At 55.8% G+C, this 25,466-nt stretch carries 20 protein-coding genes and 1 other annotated feature; of the genes, 7 read left to right on the top strand and 13 right to left on the bottom strand.

What is annotated here, in order from left to right; translation table 11 throughout:
- Positions 1-59 precede the first annotated feature (59 nt).
- The 4 genes from gltB to EGI20_RS03965 all read left to right on the top strand — a co-directional run bounded on the left by gltB (position 60) and on the right by EGI20_RS03965 (position 6,965).
- On the top strand, positions 60-4,508 hold the full coding sequence (gltB, locus tag EGI20_RS03980; RefSeq protein WP_498629815.1) for a glutamate synthase large subunit: 4,449 nt from the start codon (positions 60-62) through the stop codon (positions 4,506-4,508).
- Between the two features lie 63 nt (positions 4,509-4,571).
- Positions 4,572-4,943, top strand: coding sequence for a four helix bundle protein (locus EGI20_RS03975; RefSeq protein WP_498629813.1), 372 nt, complete (start codon positions 4,572-4,574; stop codon positions 4,941-4,943).
- 79 nt (positions 4,944-5,022) lie between these two features.
- A complete protein-coding gene (locus EGI20_RS03970; protein WP_498629812.1) occupies positions 5,023-6,441 on the top strand; it encodes an FAD-dependent oxidoreductase in 1,419 nt (472 codons plus the stop codon).
- Between the two features lie 152 nt (positions 6,442-6,593).
- Complete coding sequence (locus tag EGI20_RS03965; protein WP_498629810.1) at positions 6,594-6,965, top strand: ComEA family DNA-binding protein; 372 nt, start codon at positions 6,594-6,596, stop codon at positions 6,963-6,965.
- Positions 6,966-7,078: 113 nt separating this feature from the next.
- Here EGI20_RS03965 and EGI20_RS03960 read toward each other — a convergent pair whose 3' ends face one another.
- Positions 7,079-8,995, bottom strand: coding sequence for a polysaccharide biosynthesis protein (locus tag EGI20_RS03960; RefSeq protein ID WP_498629808.1), 1,917 nt, complete (start codon positions 8,993-8,995; stop codon positions 7,079-7,081).
- Between the two features lie 129 nt (positions 8,996-9,124).
- On the opposite strand from EGI20_RS03960, the gene EGI20_RS03955 reads away from it, so the two are divergent.
- Together EGI20_RS03955 and EGI20_RS03950 are read left to right on the top strand one after the other, a co-directional pair.
- Complete coding sequence (locus EGI20_RS03955; protein WP_498629806.1) at positions 9,125-10,276, top strand: MraY family glycosyltransferase; 1,152 nt, start codon at positions 9,125-9,127, stop codon at positions 10,274-10,276.
- A gap of 172 nt (positions 10,277-10,448) precedes the next feature.
- A protein-coding gene (locus tag EGI20_RS03950; RefSeq protein WP_498629804.1) for an IS3 family transposase occupies positions 10,449-11,671 on the top strand; the annotation gives its coding sequence in 2 pieces (ribosomal slippage) (positions 10,449-10,731 and positions 10,731-11,671; 1,224 coding nt in all).
- Positions 10,727-10,843, top strand: a sequence feature (AL1L pseudoknot). It overlaps the preceding gene by 117 nt.
- Before the next feature lie 36 nt (positions 11,672-11,707).
- Here the strand turns inward: EGI20_RS03950 and EGI20_RS03945 are convergent.
- Genes EGI20_RS03945 through EGI20_RS03900 form a run of 10 tightly spaced genes read right to left on the bottom strand, consistent with a single transcriptional unit; the run spans position 11,708 to position 22,965 of the window.
- Positions 11,708-12,919: a glycosyltransferase family 4 protein gene (locus EGI20_RS03945; RefSeq protein WP_498629802.1), complete on the bottom strand. Its 1,212-nt coding sequence runs from the start codon at positions 12,917-12,919 to the stop codon at positions 11,708-11,710.
- A complete protein-coding gene (wecB, locus tag EGI20_RS03940) occupies positions 12,919-14,055 on the bottom strand; it encodes a non-hydrolyzing UDP-N-acetylglucosamine 2-epimerase (RefSeq protein ID WP_498629800.1) in 1,137 nt (378 codons plus the stop codon). Before wecB ends, EGI20_RS03945 begins: the two co-directional genes overlap by 1 nt.
- 2 nt (positions 14,056-14,057) lie before the next feature.
- A complete protein-coding gene (gene wbjC, locus EGI20_RS03935; RefSeq protein WP_498629798.1) occupies positions 14,058-15,179 on the bottom strand; it encodes a UDP-2-acetamido-2,6-beta-L-arabino-hexul-4-ose reductase in 1,122 nt (373 codons plus the stop codon).
- A 6-nt stretch (positions 15,180-15,185) separates the two neighbouring features.
- Positions 15,186-16,214, bottom strand: coding sequence for a polysaccharide biosynthesis protein (locus EGI20_RS03930; RefSeq protein WP_498629796.1), 1,029 nt, complete (start codon positions 16,212-16,214; stop codon positions 15,186-15,188).
- A 1-nt stretch (position 16,215) separates the two neighbouring features.
- Positions 16,216-17,391, bottom strand: a complete 1,176-nt coding sequence (locus EGI20_RS03925) for a glycosyltransferase (protein WP_498629794.1) — start codon at positions 17,389-17,391, stop codon at positions 16,216-16,218.
- The gene (locus tag EGI20_RS03920; RefSeq protein WP_498629792.1) at positions 17,354-18,364 is read right to left on the bottom strand and encodes an EpsG family protein; all 1,011 of its coding nucleotides are present in this window, start codon (positions 18,362-18,364) and stop codon (positions 17,354-17,356) included. Before EGI20_RS03920 ends, EGI20_RS03925 begins: the two co-directional genes overlap by 38 nt.
- A 10-nt stretch (positions 18,365-18,374) precedes the next feature.
- A complete protein-coding gene (locus EGI20_RS03915; RefSeq protein WP_498629790.1) occupies positions 18,375-19,607 on the bottom strand; it encodes a glycosyltransferase family protein in 1,233 nt (410 codons plus the stop codon).
- Positions 19,608-19,646: 39 nt separating this feature from the next.
- Positions 19,647-21,134, bottom strand: a complete 1,488-nt coding sequence (locus tag EGI20_RS03910; RefSeq protein WP_498629788.1) for an oligosaccharide flippase family protein — start codon at positions 21,132-21,134, stop codon at positions 19,647-19,649.
- Positions 21,131-21,706 carry an acyltransferase gene (locus tag EGI20_RS03905; RefSeq protein WP_498629786.1) on the bottom strand — a complete coding sequence of 192 codons (576 nt, stop codon included), beginning with the start codon at positions 21,704-21,706 and terminating at the stop codon, positions 21,131-21,133. The genes EGI20_RS03910 and EGI20_RS03905 overlap by 4 nt, the downstream gene beginning before the upstream one ends.
- A gap of 2 nt (positions 21,707-21,708) precedes the next feature.
- Positions 21,709-22,965 carry a DegT/DnrJ/EryC1/StrS family aminotransferase gene (locus tag EGI20_RS03900; RefSeq protein ID WP_498629784.1) on the bottom strand — a complete coding sequence of 419 codons (1,257 nt, stop codon included), beginning with the start codon at positions 22,963-22,965 and terminating at the stop codon, positions 21,709-21,711.
- Here EGI20_RS03900 and EGI20_RS03895 point away from each other — a divergent pair.
- Positions 22,959-23,708 (top strand): IS5 family transposase, encoded by a 750-nt coding sequence (locus EGI20_RS03895; protein ID WP_498629782.1) that lies wholly within the window; start codon positions 22,959-22,961, stop codon positions 23,706-23,708. The genes EGI20_RS03900 and EGI20_RS03895 overlap by 7 nt on opposite strands.
- 78 nt (positions 23,709-23,786) lie before the next feature.
- Here the strand turns inward: EGI20_RS03895 and rfbC are convergent, their stop codons facing one another.
- Both rfbC and rfbA read right to left on the bottom strand, forming a co-directional pair.
- Positions 23,787-24,329 carry a dTDP-4-dehydrorhamnose 3,5-epimerase gene (gene rfbC, locus EGI20_RS03890; protein ID WP_498629780.1) on the bottom strand — a complete coding sequence of 181 codons (543 nt, stop codon included), beginning with the start codon at positions 24,327-24,329 and terminating at the stop codon, positions 23,787-23,789.
- A 161-nt stretch (positions 24,330-24,490) separates the two neighbouring features.
- Positions 24,491-25,366: a glucose-1-phosphate thymidylyltransferase RfbA gene (gene rfbA / locus EGI20_RS03885; protein WP_498629778.1), complete on the bottom strand. Its 876-nt coding sequence runs from the start codon at positions 25,364-25,366 to the stop codon at positions 24,491-24,493.
- Positions 25,367-25,466 lie beyond the last annotated feature (100 nt).

Raw genomic sequence — 25,466 nt, 5'->3', positions numbered from 1 at the left:
TCTGCCTCACTTGACCTTAGAATCGAATCATTCGTTTTACATTATCAGCAGGCAACAATATGGATAGACAGCGCTGGTTGGAAGGTACTTTGTACCGCCCGGATTTCGAGCAGGATAGCTGCGGCTTCGGCCTGATCGCCCAGATGGACGATAAACCCAGCCACTGGCTGGTGAAAACGGCTATTTCCTCGCTCGCCAAACTGACTCATCGCGGTGCCGTTGCCGCCGATGGTAAATCGGGCGACGGTTGCGGGCTGCTGTTCCGTAAGCCGGACGGTTTTTTACGTCAGGTCGCGCAAGCTGCCGGCATCAGCCTCAAGCCAGTGTACGCTGCCGGTCTGGTATTTCACCACCCGGATGCGACACTTGGCCAGAAAAGCCTGCGCCGGCTGAAGGAGCATCTGGAAGAGCAAGGTCTGGAAGCCGCCGGTTTTCGCGCGGTGCCGACCGATGACAGCGCTTGCGGCGAGGCAGCGCTCGCAAGCTTGCCGGCCATTGTGCAGGTATTTGTCAACTGCCCGTTCGGCATGGACGAGCCGACTTTCCAGCGTCGCCTGTATATGGCGCGCCGTCTGGCCGAGAAGGCCAACAAGGCCGACGATCCTTATTTCTATCTGCCTACCCTGTCGCCGCATACCTTGTCGTACAAGGGTCTGGTGACGCCGGACAATCTGTCCCGTTTCTTCCTCGATTTGCAGGATGAGCGTTTCGAGTCCAGCCTCGCGGTATTCCACCAGCGCTTCTCGACCAATACCTGGCCGCAGTGGAAGCTGGCCCAGCCTTTCCGTTTCCTTGCGCACAACGGCGAGATCAATACCGTGTCGGGCAACCGCCACTGGGCGCGTGCGCGCGAGCAGATCATGGCGTCCGAACATCTGGACATGGATGCGGTACGCCCCATCGTGCAGACTGACGGCTCCGACTCCATGAGTCTGGACAATATGCTCGAAGGCCTGCTGATGGGCGGCATTCCGCTGTTCCGCGCCTTGCGCCTGTTGGTGCCGCCGGCCTGGCAGAATGTGGATTCCACCGACAAGGATCTGCGCGCCTTCTACGAGTTCAACTCCATGCATATGGAGCCATGGGATGGCCCAGCCGGCATTGTGCTGACCGACGGCCGCTACGCGGCCTGTATGCTGGACCGCAATGGCCTGCGTCCGGCGCGCTGGGTGCTGACCAAGGATAATGTGCTGACCATCGCCTCGGAAGTCGGGGTGTGGGATTACCGCCCCGAGGACGTGGCGAAGAAGGGTCGCGTCAAACCGGGCCAGCTGTTTGCGGCCGATCTGTGCACCGGCGAGCTGTTGCTGCCGGAAGAGATCGACGCCCAGCTTAAGAGTGCCAAGCCTTACCGCCAGTGGATCAAGGATTCGGCGCAGTATCTGGAGCTGTCGATAGAAGACGACTCCAGCCTGGAGGCGATGAGTGCGGACCAGCTCCTGACCTATCAGAAGCAGTTCAATCTCAGCTTCGAAGAGCGTGACCAGATTCTGCGCGTACTGGCCGAAGACGGTCAGGAAGCCGTCGGCTCCATGGGCGACGACACGCCCATGGCGGTGCTGTCGCAAAAAGTGCGCTCGCCGTTCGATTATCTGCGCCAGCAGTTTGCCCAGGTCACCAACCCGCCTATCGACCCGATCCGCGAAGCGGTGGTGATGTCGCTGAACTCGGTGTTCGGCCCCGAGCGCAATATGTTCGAGGAAAGTGCCGAGCACGCCAAGCGTCTGGAAGTGCGCAGCCCGGTACTGAGCCACGAAAAATTCGTGCGCGTGACCACGCGCCCAGAGCCGCACCTGAAGTCGACCAGCTTCGACCTGTGCTATGACCCGGCCGACATCGGGCTGCAAGCTGCATTGCAAAAGCTGTGTGCCCATGTGGTGGAAGCTGTACGCGAAGGCACGGTCGTGGTGGTGCTGTCCGACCGCAACCTGAGCGCCAACCGCCTGCCTATCCACGCGCTGTTCGCCACCGGTGCCGTGCATCATGCGCTGATCGATAGCGGCTTGCGCTGCAAGACCAATATCGTGGTCGAGACCGGCACCGTGCGCGATGCGCACCAGATGGCCTGTCTGATCGGCTATGGCGCAACGGCGGTTTATCCTTACCTCGCCTATCAGAGCATTATCGGTCTGGTGAATGCCGGGGATGTGAAGTGCAAGATCAACGAAGCGTTGCAGCACTACCGTAAGGGCATCAACAAGGGCTTGCTCAAGGTGCTGTCCAAGATGGGGGTGTCCACCATCGCCAGCTATCGCGGCGGCCAGTTGTTCGAGGCCATCGGCATCCATGAGGAAGTGGTGGAACTGTGCCTTAAGGGCACGGTGTCGCGCCTGTCGGGTGCCGGCTTTGACGAGTTCGAAGACGACCAGAAAAAGCTGGCGCGTTTTGCCTTCAACCCGATGCGCACGATCAGCCATGGTGGCCTGCTCAAGTATGTGCATGGCGAGGAATACCACGCCTACAACCCGGACGTGGTGACGCAGCTGCAAAAAGCGGTGCAGAACGACGACTACGACGCCTACCAGACCTATGCCCATCTGGTGAACAGCCGTCCGGTCGCCATGTTCCGCGACCTGATGGAACTTAAACTTGCTGCCACGCCGATTCCGCTGGATGAGGTCGAGCCGATCGAGGCCATCCTCAAGCGCTTCGACTCGGCCGGTATGTCGCTGGGCGCGTTGAGCCCCGAGGCACACGAGGCGCTGGCCATCGCCATGAACCGTCTGGGCGGGCGTTCCAACTCGGGCGAGGGCGGCGAAGATGCGGCGCGCTACGGCACCGAGAAAATGTCCAAGATCAAGCAGGTTGCCTCCGGCCGTTTCGGCGTGACCCCGCATTATCTGGTCAATGCCGAAGTGCTGCAGATCAAGGTGGCGCAAGGCGCCAAGCCGGGCGAGGGCGGCCAGTTGCCGGGCGACAAGGTATCCGGCCTGATCGCACGCCTGCGCCACGCCAAGGAAGGCGTCAGCCTGATTTCGCCGCCGCCGCACCATGATATCTATTCGATCGAAGACCTGGCTCAGCTGATTTTCGACTTGAAGCAGGTTAATCCGACGGCGCTGGTGTCGGTCAAGCTGGTGGCCGAGCCAGGCGTGGGCACGATTGCCGCCGGCGTGGCCAAGGCCTATGCCGACCTGATCACCATCTCCGGTTACGACGGCGGTACCGGCGCCTCACCGCTGACCTCGGTGAAATATGCCGGCACCCCATGGGAGCTGGGCCTGACCGAGGCGCAGCAAGTGCTGCGCGCCAACGGCCTGCGCGGCCGGGTGCGGGTGCAGACCGATGGCGGTCTCAAGACCGGCCTGGATGTGGTCAAGGCCGCGATCATGGGCGCGGAAAGCTTCGGCTTCGGTACCGGCCCTATGGTGGCGCTGGGTTGCAAATACCTGCGCATCTGCCATCTGAACAACTGCGCGACCGGCGTGGCCACGCAGGAAATCAAGCTGCGTTCCAAGTACTTTATCGGCCTGCCGGAAATGGTGATGAACTACTTCCTGTTCATTGCGCGCGAAACCCGCGAGTGGATGGCCAAACTGGGCGTGCGCACGATGGAAGAGCTGATCGGCCGCATGGAGCTCTTGGAGCTGCAATCCGGCAGCGGTGACAAACAGCACAAGCTGGATCTGTCGCCTTTGCTGAGCCAAGGCACGGTGCCGGACAGCGAGCCGCGTTTCTGTCTGGAAGCCTCCAACCCTTCGTTTGACAAGGGCGAGCTGGCCGAGGCCATCCTGAACGATGCGCGCAATGCCATTCACAATACGCAGATGTTGCAGCTCGAATATCCGATCGAGAACATCCACCGCTCCATCGGTGCGCGCCTGTCGGGTGAAATCGCCCGCGTACACGGTGCAGCCGGCTTGCCGTTTGGCTGCCTCAAGGTCAAGTTCAACGGCTCGGCCGGGCAAAGCTTTGGCGTATGGAATGCGCCTGGCCTGCATCTGGAACTGGAAGGCGATGCCAACGATTATGTCGGCAAGGGCATGGCCGGTGGCCGCGTCACCATCTATCCGCCGAAGAACGCCAGCTACAAGGCGGGCGAGTCCATCATCGTCGGCAACACCTGCCTGTATGGCGCAACCGGTGGTCAGTTGTTCGCGGCCGGTATCGCCGGCGAGCGCTTTGGCGTGAGGAACTCGGGCGCACTGGCTGTGATCGAGGGCGCAGGCGACCACTGCTGCGAATACATGACCGGCGGCACGGTGATTGTATTGGGTGAAACCGGCTACAACTTCGGTGCCGGCATGACCGGCGGTTTCGCTTTCGTCTACGACAAGAACGAACGCTTCCCTTACCGCTACAACAACGAGCTGATCGACATCAACCTGATCAACGGTGAAGCGATGGGCATGTACCGCGCCTATCTGCTGGAAAAGATCGCCAAGCATGTCGAACTGACCGGCTCGGAAACCGGCCGTGCCATGCTGGAGAACTTCGACGACTACGTCGATTACTTCTGGCTGGTTAAGCCCAAGGCGGCGAAATTGGAATCGCTGTTGAAGGATTAACAGGGGATCCGGGATTCGGGAACCGGGACTCGGATCCCAGATCCCACCCCCACAGGTAACCACATGCCCTATCTGCATAAGCAACTGGATGTCTGGCAACAGTCCATGAACTTGTCGGTAGACATTTATCGGCTGACAGCTTCTTTCCCTGTCGAGGAAAGATATGGCTTGTCGCAGCAGATGAGGCGGGCTTCGGTTTCCATCCCTTCAAATATTGCAGAAGGTTGTGGGCGGGCCAGCCTGCGTGATTATCTGCACTTTGTTGCGATCGCAAGAGGTTCGCTAAACGAACTTGAAACACAGTTAGAGCTGGCGCTAAGGCTGGGATTTCGTCAGCCTGACCCGAATCTTGAACGGTCGGTGATTTCGGTCGGCCAGTTGGTCAATGGTTTGTATCGCAGCTTAAAGCGCAAGCTTGAGCCACCGGCAGGCTGACGCTTGGCAGCTTGCCCGAAACGATAAAGTTGAGCGGAGCGGTTCCCGGTTTCCGGTTCCCTGTTCCCGAGGAAAAAAAATGGCAAACGACGTATTCCAGTTTATGAAGCTCTCCCGCAACCCCGGCGACAAGGTCGAGGCGGCGGTGCGCAAGATCGAGTTCAAGGAAATTTATACCCCGCTGCATCCGGTGGATGCGGTGGATCAGGCCGGGCGCTGCCTGTCTTGCGGCAACCCGTACTGCGAGTGGGAGTGCCCGGTACACAACTACATTCCGAACTGGCTCAAGCTGGTGAAGGAAGGGCGTTTGTTCGAAGCGGCCGAAATGTCGCACCAGACCAACTCCCTGCCCGAGATCTGCGGCCGTGTCTGTCCGCAAGACCGATTGTGCGAAGGCGCGTGTACGCTGGAACAGGGCAATTTCGGTGCGGTCACTATCGGCAGTATCGAGAAATACATCACCGATGAAGCCTATAAGGCCGGCTGGCGTCCGGACATGTCCAAGGTAGTGTGGACCGACAAAAAAGTAGCGGTGATCGGTGCAGGGCCGGCCGGCCTTGCTTGTGCCGATGTGTTGGTACGCAACGGCGTACGGCCGGTGGTGTTCGATCGCTACGAAGAAATTGGCGGCCTGCTGACCTTCGGTATCCCCGAGTTCAAGCTGGAAAAGAGCGTGGTGGCGCGCCGGCGCGAGATCATGGAAGGCATGGGTGTCGAGTTCCGCCTCAATACCGAGATCGGCCGCGATATCGCTATCGACACGCTGCTGGCTGATTACGATGCGGTGTTTATGGGCATGGGCGCCTACAAGTATATGAAGGGCGGCTTCGAGGGTGAAAACCTCGACGGCGTACTCGAGGCACTGCCTTATCTGATCAATAATGTGCGCCAGAGTATGGACACTTTGCCGGCTGGCGATGCGGCTGTTTCCATGGCCGGCAAGCGCGTGGTGGTGCTGGGTGGCGGCGATACCGCGATGGACTGCAACCGTACTGCCATCCGTCAGGGAGCCAAGAGCGTGATCTGCGCCTACCGCCGCGACGAGGCCAATATGCCCGGCTCCAAGCGCGAAGTGGGGACTGCGCGCGAGGAAGGTGTCCAGTTCCTGTGGAACCGCCAGCCTATGGGGATTGCCAGCGCCGAAGACGGCAGCTTGCTGCTGACTCTGGCGGAAACGCGTTTGGGGGCTCCGGACGCCAAGGGCCGGCGCAATGCCGAAGTGGTGCCGGGCAGCGAAGAAACCATCGCTTGCGACCATGTCATCATCGCCTTCGGCTTTCAGGCCGAAGCCGCGGCCTGGTTTGATGGCGCGAACATCGTGAGCGACGAGCGTGGCCGCACCATCGCGCCTGAGCGCGCCGCCTTCAAACATCAGACCAGCAACCCCAAGGTATTTGCCGGCGGCGATATGGTACGCGGTGCCGATCTGGTGGTGCGCGCGGTATTCGAAGGCCGTCAGGCCGCCGAAGGCATGCTGGAGTACCTCAAAGTCTGGTAAGCCGCCATCGCGGCTGAAGCCGCTCCTACAGGGTAGATTGGTGTAGGAGCAGCTTCAGCCGCGAGCTTTTTGCCACCTGAAATTCTGTACGAATAATCCTATAGTGCTGAAGCAGCCATTCAGGTTGCTTCATCATTTAAGGAGTCGGTGCAATGAAGAAACTGTTAGCCGGTTTGCTCGGCGCCCTGTTGCTGTCCTCTGCCGCTATGGCTGCGGTCAATCTCAATAGCGCCAGCCAGGCCGAGCTGGAGGCGCTGAATGGCATCGGCCCGGCCAAGGCCAAGGCCATTATTGATTTTCGTACCAAGAATGGCCCGTTCAAGACGGTAGAAGAGCTGAATAATGTGCCGGGTATCGGCGACAAGACCATGGAAATGCTGAAAAAAGATGTCAGCGTAGGCCCGGGCAAGCCGGCTGCCGCGATGAGCAAGCCCGCCATGCCTGACAGCAAGCAGCCTATGGCCAAACCTGCGATGCCCGGCGCCAAACCGCCAGCCACCAAGCCGGCCACACCTTCATATTGATGGACAAAAACCCGACCTCAGGTCGGGATTTTTGATGGCAAGCTCGCGGCTGAAGCCGCTCCTACGAGTATTTACCCTGTAGGAGCGGCTTCAGCCGCGAGCCTTTGAGTTCATCACCCCTCCACATCCTCGCGGCTCGCCGCCACCAGCCAGTCCGCCGTCTGCGCGGCGGGCTTGAATTCCTGTACCACTTCCTGCATCAGCGTAAATGCCTGTTCGGCATCCAGCTCGTCACAGGCGAGCTTGAGCCGGCTCATATAAGCTTGCAGCGCGGCCAGCGGCAGGCTGTGTTCCTGCGCGCGCAAGATACGGGTGTGCGGGGTAGGGAGGGTGTTGTCGCCGATCAGTAGCTCTTCGTACAGCTTCTCGCCGGGGCGCAGGCCGGTGCAGCGGATTTCGATATCGCCATTGGGCTGCTGCGTGTCTTTTACTTCCAGCCCGGACAGATGCACCAGCCGTCGCGCCAGATCGATGATCTTCACCGGCTCGCCCATATCCAGCACAAACACGTCGCCGCCTTCGCCCATGGCACCGGCCTGTATCACCAGCTGCGCGGCCTCGGGGATGGTCATGAAATAGCGGGTGATGTCGGGGTGTGTAAGGGTGACAGGGCCGCCGGCGGCAATCTGCTGCTTGAATAGCGGCACTACCGAGCCCGAGCTGCCCAGCACATTGCCAAAGCGCACCATCACGAAGCGGGTGCGGCTGCCGGCATCGCTCAATGCCTGCAGGCACAGTTCGGCCAGGCGCTTGGTCGCGCCCATCACATTGGTGGGGCGCACCGCCTTGTCGGTGGAAATCAGCACAAAGGTAGCAAGACCGGCCGCCTGTGCGGCCTGGGCGCAGGTCTGGGTGCCGAAGGCATTGTTGAGAATGCCGGCCACCGGATTGTGCTCCACCATCGGCACGTGCTTGTAGGCGGCGGCGTGATACACCGTCTCCACCTTGAAGCCGGTCATCACCGCTAGCAGGCGGTCGTAATCTGTCACCGAACCCAGTAGCGGGGTGATGGCAAGCGTCGGTGCCAGCTGTCGCAGTTCCTGATGGATGCTGTACAGCGCAAACTCGGACAATTCGAACAGCAGCAGATGCTTAGGGGACAGCGCGGCAATCTGACGGCACAGCTCCGAGCCTATCGAGCCGCCGGCTCCGGTGACCAGTACCACCTTGCCGCCGATATTGGCCGACAAAAGATCAACGCGCGGCGGCACCGGATCGCGCCCCAGCAGGTCTTCGATATCGATCTCGCGCAGTTGGTCGTAGCGCGCCTTGCCGCTGACCAGATCGGCCATGCCGGGCAGGCTCTTGATCGGGATATGGTGTGCTTCCAGCGCCTGCAGGATGTTGCGCTGGCGCGAACGCCCGACCGAGGGCATGGCCAACAGAATCGCCTTGGGCGCGAATTCGTCTATCAGTAGCGGCAGTTCGGCCGGCGCATGCACCGCCACGCCGCGAAAGGTGCGGCGCCACAGTTGTGGGTTATCGTCGACAAAAGCCAGCGGCCGGTACTCGCGCCCGGCCTGCAAGGCCAGCATCAGCTGCACCCCGGCGTGGCCGGCACCATAAATCAGCACCGGCAGGCGTGGCGCATCGTGGGCGTCGATACGGCGGATCAGCCCGCGCAGCACAAAGCGGCTGGCGCCGATATAGGCCATGGCGAACACCCAGAAAATGATGATGGAGGTGCGCGGGAACGGCGTAATGCCGGCCATCATGATCACCGCCATCAATAGCAGTACCGCCAGGCTGACGCCGGAAAACACCGTCGTTACCAGCTTGTCGTCCACATACTTGAGCACCGCGCGATACAGGCCGAGCTTGATGAAGATGGGCATCACCCACAGTGGCAGTACCAGAAAAATCCACCAGAATGGATTGAGCTTGGGGTCCCACACCCCACCCAGACGTAGCAGTACCGCCGACCATAAGGCCAGCGGCAGCAGCAGGGTATCGAGCAGCATCAACAGCGCCATCTTGTGGTGGCGCGAGAAAGACAATAGGGCTTCGGTCAGGCGGGAGGTAAAAGGCATGCGGCATTTTACGGCCAAGGGAGGGGGAAGCAAAGCGCAACCCATGCCGGGCGCGAATCCATTACAATACCCGCCTGCCAAGTAATGATGGCTTTTGCTTAATTTTTAATAAAATATTGGATATTTTTGATGTTATTGGCCGTCGTTTTTACCGCGCTGCTGGTTTCTCTACTCACCGGCATGCTGCTGATCCGCACCCAGCATCTGCATGCCCACCTGTCTATGGACCATGACCTGAGCGGGGTACAGAAATTCCATGCCGCACCCACGCCGCGCATTGGTGGCGTACCGGTGCTGGCAGGCTTACTGGCAGGCGGTGCTTTATTGCTGTTTGCCGGGCTGGAGGCCGAGACCCGCCTGTATTGGGGCGTGTTGCTGTCGGCCGGCCCGGTGTTTCTTGCCGGCTTGGTCGAAGACCTGACCAAGAAAGTCAGCCCGCTGATCCGCCTGCTGGCGGCATTTGCCTCGGCGGCCATCGCCATCTGGAGTGTAGGCGGCATCCTGCCGGCGCTGGGCATTCCCGGTATCGACCTCTTGTTGGCCAGTTTTCCTGTCGCCGCCATGCTGCTGACCATCTTCGCCGCTGGTGGCGTGTGCCATTCGATCAATATCATCGATGGCTACAACGGCTTGATGGGCGGCGTGGCGCTGCTGGCCTTCTGTGCGCTGGCGTATGTGTCGCTGGCGGTGGGCGACATGCCCTTGCTGGCACTGTGTTTGGCTGCCGCTGCCGCCATGCTGGGCTTTCTGGTATGGAACTTTCCGCGCGGCATGATCTTCGCCGGCGACGCCGGAGCCTATCTGGTGGGTTTCCTGCTGGCCGAGCTGGCGGTGCTGCTGGTGGCGCGTCACCCCGGTGTGGTGTCGCCGTGGTTTCCGTTGCTGCTCTTGATCTATCCGGTATTCGAGACGCTGTTTTCCATCTGGCGGCGTAAAAAGCGTCAGGCTGCGGCCGGCTTGCCGGACAGCATGCATTTTCACCAGATGATCTACAAGCGGCTGGTGCGCTGGATGGTGGGCAGCAAGGAAGCCAAACACCTGACCCGCCGCAATAGCCTGACTGCGCCCTATCTGTGGGGTGTTGCGCTGTTTTCCATCATGCCTGCGCTGCTGTTCTGGCGCCATCAATGGGCGCTACAGTTATGCGCACTACTGTTTGTGTTTGCCTATGTCTGGGCCTACCGCCGCCTGGTCACCTTCCGCGCCCCGCGCCTCTTGGTGCTGCGAAAAGCCAACCCCAACCCGAAACGCCGGGTGATCAAACCGCGCAAAGCTACTTGAATCCTCTGCGGTGGGATAGCCGCAGCGAAGCGGCGTATCCCTCTAACGTGATTTGTAGGAGCGGCCTGTAGGGCCAGCCTGTAGGAGCGGCTTCAGCCGCGAGCCTTATCGGCCTAGATAACTGAATCACCCCGGGTTTCGCGGAGGCTCCCTCACTTGAGAGAATGGAGCCATGACAAAATCAACGAAGTTTTCCCCCGAAGTCCGCGAGCGCGCCGTGCGCATGGTATTTGATGCCAAGGAGCAGTACGAATCGCAATGGGCTGCAATCGTTTCCATTGCCGGCAAGATTGGCTGCACTCCCGAGTCGCTGCGCCGCTGGATTCGTCAGCAGGAGCGTGACACTGGCCAGCGCCCCGGAACCACCAGCGCGGAGGCAGCCCGGGTCAAGGAGTTGGAGCGCGAAGTCCGCGAGCTGAAAAAGGCCAACGAAATTCTGCGGCTAGCCAGTGCGTATTTCGCGCAGGCGGAGCTCGACCGCCGCATCAAGTCGTAAACGCTTTCATTGATGTCCATCGGGACCGATTGGGGATCGAGCCGATCTGCCGTGTGTTGCAGGTCGCCCCATCGGCCTACCGCAGGCAGGTGGCCCGGCAAAACAATCCGGCGTTACGCTGCAAGCGCGCAGTACGCGACGAGCAACTGGGCGGCGATATTGACCGTATCTGGCAGGCCAATCATCAGGTGTACGGTGCAGCCAAGGTCTGGCGTCAGCTCAAACGCGAGGGGCAGCGCGTAGCCCGCTGTACGGTCGAGCGATTGATGCGGCAATTGGGATTGCGCGGGGTGACGCGCGGCAAGGCAGTGCGGACCACCCGGCCCGATCCGGCAGCCGCTTGCCCGCAAGATCATGTTAACCGGCAGTTTGTGGCCGATCGGCCGAATCAGCTCTGGGTCTCCGACTTTACCTACGTCTCAACCTGGCAAGGCTTTGTCTATGTGGCCTTCGTAGTGGACGTGTTCGCGCGCTACATCGTGGGCTGGCGGGTCAGCCGCAGCATGCACACCGAGTTTGTTCTGGACGCCCTGGAGCAGGCGCTATGGGCGCGTCAGCCAACACGGGATGCGTTGATCCATCACAGTGACCACGGCTCGCAATATGTATCGATCCGCTATACCGAGCGACTGGCCGAAGCCGGCATCGAACCTTCAGTCGGCAGTACTGGAGACAGCTACGACAATGCGCTGGCAGAAACCATCAACGGTTTGTACAAGGCAGAGGTCATCCATCGCCGAGGACCATGGAAGAACATGGAGTCTGTAGAGTTGGCGACGCTGGAGTGGGTTTCGTGGTTCAATCATCACCGTTTGCTGGCGCCGCTCGGTTACATTCCGCCGGCAGAGGCTGAAGCAAACTACTATCGCAGTCTGAGCGAGCAGGCCGTGCCAGCCTGACTCACACAAAATGGCCTCCGCGAAACCCGGTACGATTCAGAACTGAGGGGCTGATAGTGTATGGACGATTTGCGAGGCCGCCGACTCAACCGAGAACTTCTCGTGAAGCAAACTGCAGGCGTGCTCGCCCTGCCGCTTGCGCAGCGCAGGTTCTGTCATCAAGCGCTCTGCCGCGGCCAGCAGCGCATCGTCCTCGCTGTTTTCCAATGCAGTACCGGCATCTGCGGTATTGATCACCGCCATCAGGTCGTTGCCCGGGTTGACGCTTCCCAAGATGGGCAACTCATTGACCATATACCCCAGCAGTTTGCCCGGAAAGTTGTGCGCCTTGTGCGAGCGGGCGAGGCTGAACAGGCCGACGTCCACTTCGCACAGCACTTTCTTGAACGCCTCCTGCGGGATGGAGGGTAATAGGGTGGTATTGCTTAGCCCATGCTCGCGGATATAGCGCTCAACCAGCTCGTATTCATCGCCCTGGCCGATAAACAGGAAGTGGGCATCCGGGTGGTGCTGCATGCCCTTGGCCAGCCGCATAAGGTTGGCCATGTCCTGCGCGTGGCCGATATTGCCGCCGTAGAAATAAATCACCTTGCCCTGCAAGCCCAGTTGTTTGCGAAGGCTTTCCTGCTCGGTGGGGGCGATTGCGGGGGCGGGGCTGGCCCAGTTGTAGAGAATCCCGGTATTGGACAGATGCGGGTTCATCTGCCGGAACACATCCAGGTTCTTTTGCGACATCAGGCCGATGTGGTCGGCCGCCCGATAGCTTTTCTGCTCGAAGTAGCGGAAATAGCGTGCTATGGGCGAACCCTCGCGGATCATCCCTTCGTCGATCACCCACTGCGGGAACAGGTCGCGCAGGATCAGGTAAGCCGGACAACCCCAGAGCTGCTTGATACGACGCACCAGGGGGCCGAAGAAGATGGAGGGAGAGTAATACACCACGCCATCTATCCGCTTGGCACGGATGGTGGGTGCCAACGCCCGCCACGCCCGAGCAGAAAGCAGCGATTCGTTGATGGCCCGCTTGGCCTTGGGGATGTCCTTCAGCGGGCCACTGCGAAAGCGCAGGATGGGGATAGTGTCCAGCCTGTCTTCAACCAGCATCTCTTGCTGGCCATCGACGCCGGGGGTCAGCACAAAAGGCTCGTGTCCCTGCCGTTTAAGCTCGATCGCCAGTTCGTGCATCATTTTCGGGCTGACGCGGGTGCTGTGCGGCAGGTAATCGTCGATGATCAGCGCCAGACGCATCAGTACTGCCTCCACACGACCCGATTAATGTAGTCGGTGTAGCTGTGGATGATGCGCACTACTTTGTCGCTGACGTTCGGCATGCTGTAGTCGGCAACCAAGCGCAAACCGCGCTGTTCTCCACGCGGCTGGGTCGCCAAGATGGCCAGCCCTTGGCGCACCCGGTCTGTTTCCAGTCCGACCATCATCACCGCCGCTTCTTCCATGCCTTCCGGCCGCTCATGTGCTTCGCGCAGGTTGAGCGCGGGGAAGTTCAGGATCGACGATTCTTCGTTGATGGTGCCGCTGTCGGAGAGGACGGCCTTGGCGTTCATCTGCAGGTTTACGTAGTCGTGAAAGCCCAGTGGCTTCATCAGGCGCACCAGAGGGTGGAAGCGGGCGCCGGTCATATCAACACGCTTCTGGGTGCGCGGATGGGTCGAGACCACTACCGGCAGCCCATGCTCCTCGGCCACCATGTTGAGGATGTTGACCAGCTTGCCAAAGCAGCGCTCGGATTCGATGTTTTCTTCGCGGTGCGTGCTGACCACGAAGTACTGCTGTGCTGAAAGGTCCAGGCGCGATAGGGCATCGGATGCCTGGATCTGCGGCAGGTAGTGGTGCAGTACCTCGAACATCGGACTGCCGGTCTTGATCACTTGGTCTGGCGGCAAGCCCTCGCGCAGCAGGTAGTCGCGCGCGATGGTGCTGTAGGTCAGGTTGATGTCGGCCGTGTGGTCAACGATGCGGCGGTTGGTTTCTTCCGGCACCCGCATATCGAAACACCTGTTGCCTGCTTCCATGTGGAAGATCGGGATCTTGCGACGCTTGGCCGGGATGACCGACAGGCAGCTATTGGTATCGCCCAGTACTAGCATCGCCTCCGGCTGTACCTGCGCCAATACACCATCTACCGCCGTGATCAGGTTACCGATAGTATGGGCTGCGCTGCTGCTGCCTTCGGCGCTGTTGAGGAAAAAGTCGGGCTTGCGTACGCCCAGATCATCGAAAAAGACCTGGTTGAGTTCGTAATCGTAGTTCTGGCCGGTATGCACCAGCACGTGCTCGCAGTGCTGATCCAGCGTGGCCAGCACGCGCGACAGGCGGATGATTTCAGGCCGTGTCCCGACCACCGATAAAACTTTGAGTTTCTTCATTTTCAAACCTTGCTGCTGATCGTATCCGGGCGTTCCCGGTCGAAATTTTCGTTGGCCCACAGCATGACCACCATTTCATCATCGCCGACATTGGTGATGTCGTGCGACCAACCGGGGATGGTGTCGATCACCTGCGGTAGCTCGCCGCTGGTGTGCAACTCGAACAACTCGTCGGTCAATAAATGGCGGAAGCGGAACAGGGCCTGCCCCTTGATCACCAGGAATTTTTCGGTCTTGGTGTGGTGGTAATGGCCGCCACGGGTGATGCCGGGGTGGGCGGTAAAGTAGCTGAACTGCCCGCAGTCCGGCGTTTTCAGCATCTCGACAAATACGCCGCGCGGGTCTTCATGCTTGATGAGCGTGTAGGCAAACCGCTCGTTGGGCAGGTAGCTGACGTAGGTGGCGTAGAGTGCCCTAGTCAGACCGGTGCCGACCCGCTCGCTCAATAAGCTGCTACGGCACGCGGAAAACGCTTCAATTTGCGCGGCCAGCTCGCCCAGCGTCGTGCTGTACTCGGGTTGCACCACGCCTTGAGCAACGCCGGGCAGCGGCTTGTCCAGAGCCGTGATCAGCGCGGACACCACGTCGTCGACATAGACCAGTTGCAGAGGGGTAGCCGGGTTGTTTATCTGGATAGCCAAGCCGCGGCCCAGGTTATGGCAGAAGGTGGCCACCACCGAGTTGTAGTTGGGCCTGCACCACTTGCCGAACACACCGGGCAGACGGAACACCACCACCGGGTTGCCGGTCTCTTCGGCTAGCAGGCAAACCGCCTGTTCGGCCGCCAGCTTGCTGTGGCCGTAGGGGTTGTCCTGCGCGGCCTGGGTGGAAGACGCCAGCAGCAGCGGGATCAAGCGGCCAGTGGCGCGGATCGCGTTACACAGGGCGACGGTCAGCCCAGTGTTGACTTCGGCAAATGCCGAGACATCCTGCGGGCGGTTTTCACCGGCCAGATGCACCACCGCATCAACGCCTGCCAATCTGTCGGGTAGGGTGGTGGGGTCATCGTCGCGCCCGAAGGTATCAATGGCAAATCCAGGCAATTCATTCAGTCGGACGACCAGATTCTTCCCAATAAACCCTTGGGCGCCGGTGACCAATACTCGGCAGTGCTTTTGCGCCATCGGCTGTTACTCCTCTGCCTCTGCATGTTCGCCACGTACAATGGCCTGCATGAAGCGCAGTTTCATCAACAGGGCCTGCATGCCGGCCTGGTCTAGTCGCTCGGTATTGTGCGAGTTGTAGTCGACCGCCTCGGAGATGCTGACCTCACCCTGTTCGACGTACTTGCCGTAGTTCAGGTCGCGCAGGTCGGGGGGGACCCGGTAGTAGCCGCCCAGATCCTGTGCGGCCACCATTTCTTCGCGGCTCAACAGCGCCTCGTACAGTTTTTCGCCGTGGCGGGTGCCGATGATGTTGATCGGGTGATCCGGGACGCCCAGCAGTTCCGTCAGCGCGCGGGCCAACGTTTCGATGGTGGCGGCCGGTGCCTTCTGCACGAAAATATCGCCCGGGTTGCCGTGCTCGAACGCGTACAGCACCAGGTCGACAGCATCGTCCAGCGTCATCATGAAACGGGTCATGGCGGGGTCGGTGATCGACAGCGGCTGCCCGGCACTGATCTGTTGGGTGAACAGCGGAATCACCGAGCCGCGTGAAGCCATCACATTGCCGTAGCGGGTCGCACAGATCACCGTGCTGCTACTGGAGCGGGATTTGGCGACCACCACTTTTTCCATCATCGCCTTGGAAATGCCCATCGCGTTGATCGGATACACCGCCTTGTCCGTGCTCAGGCAGACCACGCGTGACACGCCGCAGTTGATCGCCGCTTCCAGTACATTTTCGGTGCCCAACACATTGGTCTTGACCGCTTCCATTGGGTGGAATTCACAGGAGGGTACCTGCTTGAGTGCGGCTGCGTGGTAGATAAAGTCTACGCCACGCACGGCATTCAAAACGGACTGGTAATCGCGTACATCCCCGATGTAGAACTTGAGCTTGGGCGAGTTGTACTTCTTGCGCATATCGTCCTGTTTCTTTTCGTCCCGGCTGAGAATGCGGATTTCGGCCAGATCAGAATCCAGGAAGCGGCGCAGGACAGCGTTGCCAAAAGAACCGGTGCCACCGGTGATCAAGAGGGTTTTGTTTTCAAACATTTCAACTCCGGTTGGATTTTATTTGGTTTTTATCTGCGGCTGTAATCAGCAAGTCAAGATATTGGCGCGCACGGTCTGAAGCGCTTGAAAAAGACAGTGCATGGTCGCGGGCGGCTTTTAGTTTAATACCTTCGTTGTTTCTATCCTGCAGATAGGCCGCAATTTTTGCGGCTGCATCTGCCGGATCAAGCGGATCAAAGTAGTGGGCATGCTCAGCACACACATCACGGTTAAACGGCCGGTCAGAGGCAAACAGCGGCCGCTCCATGGCCATCGCCTCCAGCGGTGTGGCCGAGAAACACTCCAGCAGACTCGGAAAAATCACCGCATCCATGCTGCGGTAAAACGACGGGCACTGCGCCACCGACAATGCGCCCGCATTCGATACGGTTGAACGGAAAGTTTCGTCGCAGGTCGCCCATTCTTCATCCGTGAACGTCACATGAATACTGGCCCGGATGCCGTGCTCTCGATACAGCGTTTCGATCAAGGCTGGGAAAATACGGGTGTTCTTGTGCGGATAGTTGCGTCCCACAAAGCCCAGCCGGATATCGGCGCTGTTATCCTCTATTGCCACCGATTGCCAACTCTGTGGCGATAGATACAGCGACGACAGGCAATTGCGCACCACATGTACGGATGACGGCGATGCCAGACCGTGGCGCAGCAACCCTTCACGCACATGTTCAAGCTCGACTAGCAACATGTCGGCACGCCGGAAAAAAGTGGCCTGCATCGCAAATTTCAGACGGGCCTGCAAGCGCTGGCGCCAGCCCAGCGCACGATAGGCATCGTTGTCCGGATAGATAATCCATGCCTGGGCAAAGCCGGTAACATTGGCTCCAGTCAGCTTCCAGACATACAGCGGGCCAAACACTGTCAGCACTGCATCAAATGCCTGCATGCGGCGCACCAGTGGAGAGCGCAGCATCTGCAGGCCGAAACTGTTGACTACCTCATAGGCCGGCAATGCAGAAAGGTCGCAACCCAATTGACGCAGATTTGCGTCTACCTCATCGGATGCCCAGACTACCAGACCGGCAGGCAAGGCCGGTATGAGGGTTAGTTCAGCGATTACCGAGGTCGCTACCTGGATACCGCCGCCGACGTGTAGATTGCTGGCGTTGATTAATAAACTCTTATTGCACATATATTGTGTAGCCATTAAGGTAATCAATAACTCGATAGAAATTGATGGCGGAGAATCCAATTAATATGAAAATTGCGATGTGATATTTTGTGTCTTTATGCTTAGCTGGCGTTATAGTTGGAATAAGCGTTGTGCATAAAAGTAATGAAAGCTGAAGCCGATACATAATTGGAATAGACCAAGTTAATGCGGATAATAGTAGCATCGATCGCATCATGACATCAACGGCCATTGTTTTGTTGGTTTTTTCCTTTTCAATTGAGGTGTACGCGATATATATTATTATTTTCGTGATGAAAGAGAAGGCGTTCAGTGAAGCTTCATTTGTATAATAATCGTATCGGTCATTTATCGATGTCAGTACCCACCCAATTGGGAGCTGAGTTCCAATGAGAAACGCTACCGATGTTAATGTGATGAAAATTATGTTGCTGTTTATTGCACTTCTAATGCGAGATGATTTAATTAATATAATTGGGATTATAAATACGACTGCTGAGTAATGGATCGCTATGGCTAGAGCTTGGTAGAACGCATATTTTTTTTTGTTGTTTGAAGCTAAAGTTACTGCGTAAAAACCTAGTGCCATGCCAAGCCCGAATCGAATTTGAACAAAATAGGCTGAGGCAAAGAGTAGTATATAAATTAATGTTCCAGAAAGTGTGATGTGCCCGAAGTTTTTGATTGATTTGTATATTATAAAAAAAGTAGCTATTGAATAAAATGCGAATACTAACTGGTGATGTGGGTATAATTTTTTTAAAATTGAAGAAATGAAGTAGAAGCTAAGTTCGCTGCCTTGTGTAAGAGCGTAATATGATGCGATGTCGCTCCATGAAAATAAATCACCAACTAGACTGTAAAAATAAACATAGTTCCCATAGTCGCCTTCAACTTCTCCTCTAATGGCTGTGATTGTTGCAATAGTGGTTAATAATACTGTGGGAAGTATTTGTTTTGATATTTTGACGGAATTGTGTTCATTATTAGATTGATTCATATGGTTAAAGTTAATTTGTGTTGCCGTGCTTGTTATTGCCGAGGCTTTCTGCTTTTTCTATAAAGTCTTTAAGCTTGTTATAAGTTGATTTAATGGAAAATGTTCTTTCTGCAAAATCTCTGGAGTTTGTCTTGAATTCATTAGTTAATTCGATTTGATAAAAATTTTCATATATGGTTTCTAGCTGAGAGCAAACCTCTTCGGCAGTAGATGCATGGAATATTGGGCTTCTATCAAACTGCGATGCATTTGCAATGAGAGGCAAACCTGCATAAAGTGCATAGGCGCCTACTGCACCTATCCAATGTGTGCCGACTTGGTCGAAACATACGTCAGATTCAAAATAAATTTCTAATAGTTCGGGTAATGTGACTGGGTCCTTCCAGGTTATGTATTGGTCTATTCCTAAGTTCTTGGAAATAATTTTTGCCAATTCAAGGTCCTGCCCTTTGTTGAAGAAGACGATTTCGATGTCGGCATTTGTATTTTTTAAAAAAATAGAAATCCCATTTATAATGTTGTCGTTGCCTTTGTTGTATATGCCAAGGGCAGTGTTTTTGTTTGAAAAATCAAATCTGACAGGGCTTATTATTTTAAATGGCCTTGAATGATTTTTTTTGGGGGTAGTAGGGGTGTCGTTGAATATATCGAAGCTGACATCGTACCTCCGAATTGAGGTTTCAATGTTGAATTCATTTGACAGTATTTCCAGTTGCTTGTCTGCTTCATTGTTAAACCCTTGCGGGTAGTATACGATGCAGTTCGAGTATCTTACCCCTCGTTGCATGTTGCATTTTATTGCATCTGCTAGTGTTTTTTTTAATAAAGAGAATTTTTTAAATCGTCCGGTCGTGGCTATTTTGTCTGGGCCGCTATCTAGGCTCCATAAATCAAAGTCTGTTCCGTGTGGTAGTAGTATCTTGATAGAATTATTAGGCAGATACGGAGCGAGAGATATGCTAAAGTCTGTCAGAAAATATACGTCGTGATCTTTGGCGGCATCTATGATTTTTGAAAAAAATAATCGCGGAGATAAAGCTCTTACTGCATGATTCCCTGTCCGAAGGTCGATAATCCACTCGGGGTAAGGAAAATTTATTTCTTTGAACTGATGCTCAGGTCTTGAAAGCTTGTTCTCGGGAGGGACATCGACAATGTAAGTTACACTATAACCATCGGCCTTGAATCTTTTCGCGTAATGCATGGGCATTGCGTTGGTTGTGCCGATAAAGCATATTTTCATTTAATAACCCGTTTTGTTTTTATGGAAGTGGAGTGGTTTTTAATTGTGGTGGATCTGTTTTTTGCTTTTTAAAAATAAGTAAAAAGATGGTAGCGTAGTGAAAATGTAGACTAAAAATAGTTCTAAGGCTAAGGTTGTTCTGTTGCTGCTCAATTCTATGAAAAATTTTAATGCAATAAAAGGCAAGGCGATAGCTAATGCAGGCTTTGAAATGTCATGAATTAGCCATTGCAAGTGTAGATTGTTCGAGAAGCGTCTGTGTATGAGTGGAGTCCAGATTATTAAATATAGCGCATTTGTTATGAACCAAGCCCAGCCAGCTCCCGTCATGCCGTAGAGGCCGGCGCTCCAGATAATTGACGGGATGAGTAATAGCAAAAACAAGAAATTTCCAACTAGATGTAAGCGCAGGTCGCCTTTGGCATATTGTAGATAATAGGGGAAGGCGCCCACTGCCAAAAAACCATAGCCTGCAGCGTACAAGCTGAGAACAGTTGCCGTCTTGTCCACCAAATGGACATCTCCAGTCCAAGCCCAAAGTACTTGCCGTGAAAAAAATACTAATATCAAGGTGGCCGGTATTGTTAAAATGGCCACTAGTTGAGTGGACTGGCGATATAGCTTAATAATTTGATCATGCTGACTTTCGGCGTGTAGACGAGTCAAACGTGGCATCAATGCGTTGGCGACTGGACTACTGATGATTATGATTCCACTGGCGGCTAAAACCGCTACCGTAAAATAGCCGTAATCTGCCAAAGGCAAAATTTTTGATAATACTAACTTATCACTCTGGGTTACCATTACCCAAACAGATGAGGTGAAAGCTATGGACAGCGAGAATTTGAGAACAGGTTTGAGCGGAGTCCATTGCCAGCGGATACGCTCGCCCACTGGGGTTGATGGAAGGAGACGATAAGCCATCCAGGCCAACCCCGCCAATTCCAGTACCGCGAGGCCGAGTTGGAATCCAAAAAAAGCTTGAGGAGTAGCACTGAAAAAAATCAGCAATGGAAGAACAAGGACAAAGCGTCCGGTGGCCACTGCACTGCTGAATCCGCTAAGCCACACCAGTCTCTCGGCACCAGAAATAATACCTTTGTAAAGTCCGCACATCCAGCGCAGTGCGACGATCAACGCGATGAGGCGCAAAGCTGTCACAATTTCAGAGTGTGGCAGTACGCTGCTCTTGAGCCAATTTCTGGTAATGGTGTCCGCGAATAAAAATAAGAGAGTTCCTCCCAGCAACGCGATGATGAAGAATATCCCCTCCAGAGCGCGGCTCAAGCGCCGATAGTCTAGTACCGTGCATGCCCCTCCATGAAAGCGCGCACTTTCGCGTGCCATAGTGGGTGTTAGCCCCATGTCCAGCAGGTTAAACCAAGCCTGTAGCATGGCGAAAAATCCGACAAGTCCGTACGCTTCGGCACCCATGTACTTGATGTACATAGGGACCATTAAAATACCTATCGCTGTGACGTAAATTTGGCTAACATAGCTGGCGAGAATATTACTTCTTAAATTCATTGATGTTCTCGATGATTATTTTTTAATCGTCCTTCAATTTCCAGTAGGTCACGCTTGCGTTCATTGATTCGTCGTGCGGGATTTCCAGCATAGATTCCGAATGCTTCACAGTCTTTGGTTATAAGACTTAAGGCGCCAATCGCAACGCCATCTTGAAGAGTGATGCCGGGTAATATGACTGAACCACTTCCAACTATGACATGTCGGCCAATAAAAACAGATGCGTGCTTCACGTTTTTATATTCGTCCGGGACTGTTGGGTTGGTCAGAGAGTTGCCACTATAATCATCGCTGCTGGAATAAATAGAAACTCTAGATGACAGGCCTGCGAAATCGCAAAGTGTAATCTTTCCTGCTCCGATCAGTGATGAGCCAACTGCAATGTGCACATAATCGCCGATATCAATGCCCCCATGTCCTGCAGCGAGGACACTGAAGTCATCAATTCTAACATTGTGTCCTAGCGATATTCGTTCAATTCCGTAGATTGAAGCTTTGTCTGATATTTGAACATTTTCACCTACTGATGAAAATCCCATTGTGGAGAGAATTTCGGGAGGGATCATGGCCATTTTTAATTCTCTTTAATTAATGAAGCTATCTTTTTAAGATCGGTATACGAGATGGTAGGATATATTGGAAGGCAAAGAACCCTTGTTGCAGCCTTCGTTGCAACGGGTAGATTAACGTGCTGGGCGGATTGCATGCCGCGATACATCGGAAAATCTGATATCAGCGGATAGAAGTAACGGCGTGCGTAGATGTTATTGACCTTCAGTTTCTCATACAGTTCATCGCGGCTCAGAGGGTAGTCGCGCTGTACCAGAATGGGGAAATATGAATGGTTGGTTGAGTTTTCAGTGCCGCCATTCAGGGGGGTAATTCCCTTGACGTCACTCAATAACTCCCGGTATGTGAGGTCAATCTCTTTACGGCGGGCCAGTGCCGCGTCGATGTGCTTGAGTTGTAGCAAGCCGAAAGCGGCGTTCAATTCGCTCATCTTTCCGTTGATGCCGGGCGCTACAACGGTGACTTCATCGACGAAGCCGAAATTTTTCAGATGGTCGATGCGTTGCTTGGTTTTGGCATCTTGGCAAACAATGGCGCCGCCCTCGAAGGTGTTGAAGACCTTGGTGGCATGGAAGCTCAAGACCGATAAATCTCCGAAGTTAAGAATGCTTTCCTCTCCATTTTTTACGCCAAATGCGTGGGCGGCATCGTAAATCACCTTAAGATTGTAGTGGTCGGCAATTTTCTGGATGGCATCTACGTCACAAGGGCGACCATAACAGTGCACCGGCATGATGGCAGTAGTGTGTGGCGTGATGGCGGCCTCGATTTTGGCGGGATCGATGTTCAGGGTTATGGGGTCGATATCGACAAATACGGGCTTGATGCCATTCCACAACAGGGAGTGGGCTGTGGCAACGAACGAGTACGGCGTGGTAATGACTTCACCTGTGATGCGCAGGGCTTGTAGGGCGGTGACGAGCGCCAGTGTGCCGTTGGTAAACAGGCTGATGTATGGGACACCGAGGTAATCACATAACGCTTTTTCAAGTTGCTGGTGGAATGGGCCACCATTGGTCAGTATCTTGTTTTCCCAGATTTGTTCCAGATACGGCAGAAACTCTTCGAGGGGAGGCAGGCTTGGTTGGGTGACGTAGATGGGCTTTGGATTTGGCATGTTTAATGTGCTACGTGAATATTGCTGTATTTTACGAGTATGGCTAGGGGCTGTTGACGTTTCGAGGTAGGGGGAGAAAAAAGAGGAGCAAACCCGCAGAATTAAGGCTCCTACACCGATCACCCCGCAGGTTTGCAATGCCACGATTGATGCTCAGTGACGAGCTCTGGTCGAAGCTGGAGAAAATTCTGCTTCAACACGCCATTTACCACAAGCCCGATTTGCGGATGACCGTCGAGGGAATGCTCTACCGCATGCGCGTCGGTTGCCCATGGCGGGACTTGCCTAGCGCTTTTGGTGGCTGGAATTCGATCTACAAGCGCTTCAATGCTTGGTCTGCTGCCGGTAAATGGCTCAGAATTTTCAAGGCCTTATTGATTGATCCAGATTTCGAGTGGGTGTTCATCGATGGCACCTATGCGAAAGCTCACCAGCACAGCACCGGCGCAGCCGGTAAGAAGCCTGAGGCCATCGGAAAAAGTCGTGCAGGCAACACGAGTAAAATCCACTTGGCGGTGGATGCATATGGTTTGCCTGTGGCATTTGAAGTTACCGGGGGGGAGGTCAACGACTGTACCGCTGCCCCCGAACTGATTGCTCAACTGCCATCGACCGAGGTGATCGTGGCAGACAAAGGCTATGACAGTGAGCGTATTCGTTGCCAAATTGAGGCGCAAGGAGCGCGCCCTGTCATTCCAAGAAAACGGAATTCGGTCAAGGGAAATGCGGATCTGGATCGGGGGCTGTATTGTTACCGACACCTGGTGGAGAACGCCTTTGCGCGGCTGAAGCATTACCGAGCCGTGGCGTTCCGATACGATAAGTTGAAGCGTAATTACGAAAGCGTGGTTGCTATGGCGTGTGCGTTTTTATGGCTGCCAATGTGAAACGTCAACAGCCCCTAGGCTTTTTAGTGTTTTTGTAACTGGATCAGTTTGATTTGCATGTGAGCTTGCCCTGTTTATTCAAAATTTGTCTGCGGTCTTGAAAGGCATGCCTTGCATGTCCTTGGCTGCCATAATCGGCGGCATGGTCAACGGCCATTGGATGCCGATATCGGCATCATTCCATAACACGGTGCGTTCGCCTGCCGGATACCAGTAATCGGTCGCCTTGTAGCTGAGGTCTGCTGTTGGCGACAGGGTATAAAAGCCATGGGCGAAACCTTCGGGTATCCATAACTGGCGGTGGTTTTCTGCCGACAGGATGCCGCCGGTCCACTGGCCAAAGGTAGGTGAATTGACCCGCAGGTCAACGGCTACATCAAACACTTCGCCATCGGTCACGCGGATCAGTTTGCCTTGAGGTTGGCCGACTTGGTAATGCAGGCCGCGCAGGACACGGTGTACCGAGTGCGAGTGATTGTCCTGTACGAAATGCACCTCGCGTCCCAGATGCTGTTCGAACTTGCGCTGGTTGAAGCTTTCGAGGAAATAGCCGCGGTTGTCGTGGAATACTTGCGGCTCGATCATCAGCACATCGGGAATCGACATGGGGGTGATTTTCATGGGGACTCCGGTATTTATGGTGGGCTTGATGGTGAGTTATCGCGGCTGAAGCAGCTCCTACGGGAAAACGGGGTTTATTCCCCATTTTCCACTGCGGATTTCCGGCTTTTAGTACGTGATGGGTTCCGCTGCGCTGCACCCATCCTGCGTTTGTTGGAATGTCAAGCCAGCAGTCGTAGCAGATATTGGCCGTAGGCGTTTTTCTTTAGCGGGGCGGCCAGTTTTTCTACTTGTGCTGCATCGATCCAGCCGGCGTTGTAGGCGATTTCTTCCGGGCAGGCGACTTTCAGGCCTTGGCGGGTTTCGACGGTGGCGATGAACTGGCTGGCTTCGAGCATGGATTCGTGGGTGCCGGTGTCCAGCCAGGCATAGCCGCGGCCCATGGTTTGCACATCGAGCTGGCCTTGTTGCAGGTAGACATTGTTGACGTCGGTGATTTCCAGTTCGCCACGGTGCGAGGGCTTGATGGCCTTGGCGATATCGACCACTTGTGCATCGTAGAAATACAGGCCGGTGACGGCGTAGTTGCTTTTGGGCTGTTGCGGCTTTTCTTCGATGGAGAGTGCCTTGCCGCTGGCGTCGAATTCCACCACGCCGTAGCGTTCCGGGTCGTGCACATGGTAGGCAAACACGCTGGCGCCGCTGGTTTTGCTTGAGGCATCGCGCAGCAGGCTGGCAAAGCTGTGACCGTAGTAGATGTTGTCGCCCAATACCAGGGCAGACGGTGCGCCGGCGAGGAAATCTTCACCGATGATAAAGGCCTGTGCCAGCCCGTCCGGGCTGGGCTGTACCGCGTATTGCAGCTTGATGCCCCACTGGCTGCCGTCACCCAGCAACTGTTCGAAGCGCGGGGTGTCTTGCGGGGTGGAGATGATCAGGATCTCGCGGATGCCGGCCAGCAGCAGGGTGCTGAGCGGGTAGTAGATCATCGGCTTGTCGTAGATCGGCAGCAGCTGTTTGCTGACTGCTAGTGTAGCGGGGTAGAGGCGGGTGCCGGAGCCGCCCGCGAGGATGATGCCTTTTCTGGCTTGGGTCATGTTTTGCATTCCAATATTGGGTGTTGCTTGCGGTGTTTGTGGTGTGCTTGCCGAGCTGTATGTGCGGCCCCTCATCCGGCGCTGCGCGCCACCTTCTCCC

The organism is Aquitalea sp. S1-19 (assembly GCF_024343515.1).
This window is presented reverse-complemented; position numbering and strand designations above follow the sequence as displayed.